Source organism: Eubacterium pyruvativorans, assembly GCF_900102225.1.
GTDB lineage: Bacteria > Bacillota > Clostridia > Peptostreptococcales > Anaerovoracaceae > Aminicella > Aminicella pyruvativorans.
The window spans coordinates 1-3765 of sequence record NZ_FNBF01000049.1 but is presented as its reverse complement, the minus strand read 5'-3'; the positions used below and the strand labels follow the sequence as shown (position 1 = coordinate 3765).

2 protein-coding genes are annotated in these 3765 nt (G+C 48.2%); one reads left to right on the top strand and one right to left on the bottom strand.

Annotated elements, in window-relative coordinates; translation table 11 throughout:
• The first annotated feature begins 158 nt into the window (after positions 1 to 158).
• Positions 159 to 1376, top strand: coding sequence for an IS256 family transposase (locus tag BLQ24_RS09855; RefSeq protein WP_336433289.1), 1218 nt, complete (start codon positions 159 to 161; stop codon positions 1374 to 1376).
• A gap of 442 nt (positions 1377 to 1818) precedes the next feature.
• Here the strand turns inward: BLQ24_RS09855 and BLQ24_RS10190 are convergent.
• A partial coding sequence (locus BLQ24_RS10190) for a hypothetical protein (RefSeq protein WP_336433288.1) occupies positions 1819 to 3765 on the bottom strand: 1947 nt, incomplete at its 5' end.

Here is a 3765-nt window from a genome sequence, read left to right as displayed (position 1 = left end):
GGCGAATTGTCAGTTATGTACCCGGAGCGCTTGCCTGAAGAGAGTATGAAATAATCTCTGTAAAAGCTCATTTCTGAGGCCTTTCATGATACAATCAAAATCATGGAGGGCCTTAGTTTATGGCAAAAAGAGAAAGAAAATCCGTACATCACGTGGAAATGACAGACGGGAAACGAGCGATCATTCAGGGACTGCTGCAGGAATATGATATCCAGAATGCTCAGGATATCCAGGACGCGTTGAAAGATCTTCTCGGTGGAACCATCAAAGAAATGATGGAAGCTGAGATGGATGACCATCTCGGGTATGAAAAGTCAGAGCGGACGAACGATGACAGTGAGGACCGTAATTACAGGAACGGCTACAAAAGCAAACGAGTCAATTCCAGCTATGGAAGTATGGATATCGATGTGCCGCAGGACCGAAATTCTTCCTTCGAGCCGAAAATCGTGAAGAAGCGGCAGAAAGACATTTCTGACATCGATCAAAAAATTATCTCCATGTACGCGAAAGGGATGACAACGAAGCAGATCTCGGAAACGATGCAGGATATCTATGGATTCGAGGCGTCGGAGGGCTTCATTTCCGATGTTACAGACAAGATCCTCCCACAGATCGAAGAATGGCAGAACCGGCCGCTTTCCGCGGTATATCCGATCATATTCATCGATGCCATCCATTTCTCCGTACGGGAGGACAGTATCGTTCACAAGGTGGCCGCATATGTGGTTCTGGGAATCAACACCGAAGGAAAGAAGGAAGTCCTTTCTCTGGTCATCGGCGAGAACGAGAGCAGCAAATACTGGCTCACTGTATTGAATTCATTGAAAAACCGTGGTGTCCAGGACATTCTGATCCTCTGCTCGGACGGACTCTCCGGGATCAAAGAGGCGATCACAACTGCTTACCCGGAGACGGAGCAGCAGCGCTGCATCGTCCATATGGTGCGAAACACGCTGAAATATGTGGCAAACAAAGACATGAAAGAATTCGCCAAAGATCTGAAAACAGTCTATACGGCGGTAGATGAAGAAGCCGCTCTGGAGCAGCTCGAAAGAGTGAACGGAAAATGGTCGCCGCAGTATCCGTATGCCATGAAACGCTGGTATGAGAACTGGGATGCCGTTTCTCCGATCTTCAAGTTTTCCGCGGAAGTTCGGAAGGCATTTTACACGACCAATGCGATCGAGTCGCTGAATGCCACGCTGCGCAGGCTGAACCGTCAGAGGTCCGTATTTCCAAGCGCTCAGGCACTTCTGAAGGCTCTGTACCTGGCCACGTTCGAAGCCACCAGAAAATGGACGATGCCGATCCGGAACTGGGGTCAGATCCTGGGAGAACTGGCGATCATGTACCCGGACAGGATCCCAGAATAGGAAAAAATCAGCTGACATGCCGAAACCAGAAACGCCCGGAAATTCCGGGTGTCCTTGACATGCCAGCCGATTTCTGATAAACGGTAGACAGGTGCTGAAGGGCAGTTTTTCCCATTCAGATATATCTCATCTCATGAAAGGCCCCAAATTACAGAAAGAATTTCATACTCCCTGCCTGAATAGCAGAGATTACAAGATCGTATGTTCAAGACATGCCCTCCTTGACAAGGGCATGTCTTGACATGGAAAGATCATTCTGTTAAACAATGTTCAAGAGCTGGTCAGAAGGAACTGACCAGCCCACTATACACTTCTCACGGAAGACCTTCATACCCCTAGTCTGTATTAAAACAAGAGTATGCTACGCAAGCTTCAAGGGGGCTGGCATACGCCAGCCCCCTTGAATATTCTCAGGTATGAATTACCGAAGACTATACACTCTCTACTTGCTTACGCCAACCGTAGCGCTACCGAAGTAGTTCGGAGTGGTAAGAACAACACGGAAGGTGTAATCTTTCTGGTACTTTTCGAGTGCCGTTGTATTCAGATCAACAGCGATTGTCTTTTCCCCAGCCTTATCAACCTTGGTGTATGTTCCAACCGTTTCCCATGTTGTATCCTGGAGTCCAGTTGTATCAATCTTCTTAGCCTGCACTACTGCACTGAATGCAGTGTTGTCAGCATCGAAACCATTCGTCGGCAATGTGATAGTAAGCTTCGTAGTTTTATCACCTGACGTTGCGGCTGTTACCGTGGTGTTGTCCTTTGTGAACAACTGGTCTGCTCTTCCAAGGGATGTAATTGTAATCTCATTGGATGTGATTTCAGAACCTGCGAAAGAGCCTACTCCGAATGCCTTCTTGGACAGCTTATCACCGACCTTCAGACCGACTGACTTTGCACCTTCCTTGGCTTTTGCTACTCCATCCTTCACATCAGCTGCAGTGTAATTGGCTCCATTCAATACAACCGGCTGGCCATTTACATAATCAACTGCTTTATAGTCAGTGTTTTCTGTAGCCTTTGTATCGATTCCCTTTGCGTCAAGGCTATATACGGCAAAGGCAAAATCATCCGTTGCATACACCTGAGCCTTGTCTGCAGCATCTGTTGCTCTGCCATCTGCTGTAGTGTCACTCAGAACCGCCTTGTTGAACACTTTGGCAACGTCAGTAACATTTACAGTCGCATCATCTTTGCCAGCGTATACTGTTTCCTTGTCAGAAATGGAGACTTCAACCTTAACAGCTTTGCCTTCATCAGCCTTTACAGTTGTGTACTCTGCAGAAGTAGCACCTGTAATAGCAACATTGCCTCTGTACCACTTATAAGTGACATTAGCATCAGCCGGAGCAACGACTGCAGTGAGCTTTGTTCCGCTTACTACGCTACCATTGTCCTTCACTGCCTTACCGTTAGCCTGAATGGAAACGGAAATGTTTTTGCCGACAGAAACTTCAGCAGAAACCCAAGAGCCTTTGTAAGTTCCAAATGTCTTCAGGGTTGTTACAGCGCTGGCATCTACACCCGCATTCGGCGTGACAACTGCGAAAACGCTGCTGCCGATATCAGCCTTCGAAAGTGTGTACTCCGGAGCGGTTGCGCCACTGATTGCAACTGTTGTTGTATTTCTATTGGTATACGGAGTAGTTCTATACCACTGGTATGTAGCAACGTCTGCATTCACTGTTGAAGTTGCAACAGCCTTCAGCTGTGTTCCGACATTCTCATTCTGTCCTACCGTACCAACATATTTATCGTCAGCAGTTGATGTCGCGTCAAACTTCTTCAGTTCAATCGTGCTGATCTTCGGCGCAGCAACCTTCGCTGTAGCAGCGGAAACCGCTGTCTTCTCGAAGTTGCCTGTGCCGGTGGCTTCAACTGTGATCGCCTTGCCGATTTCAGCTGTTGTTACAGTGAATGCGGAGCCTGTTGCACCTGCGATTGCTGTGCCGTCAGCCTTCCACTGATATGTAACAGTTGCGTTCTCCGGTGTAACGGCAGCTCTCAGCTTCGTTCCAACCAGAACTTCCTTCGCCGGATCCTTAGCGTTATCAGCGCTCAGAGCAACAGCTGTTACTGCAGTCTTCTTAACCGCAGCCTTCTTAACAGTGATTGTAACCTTCTTCGTCTGCTTGCCGACCTTCGCAGTTACGACAGCCTTACCAGCCTTCTTACCTGTAACCTTAACGGACTTCGCCTTCTTGCTTGTCAGCTTCACAACCTTCAGGCTGGACTTGCTGGCAGACCACTTAACCTTCTGGTTCGCCTTCAGCGTGACAGACTTCTTCACGTAGATCGTCTTCTTCGCCGGCTTAACAGTCAGCTTCTTCGCTGCGAAGGACTGGGAAGCCATAGCAGGCATGAAGGTGATCAGGCAAGCAACAGC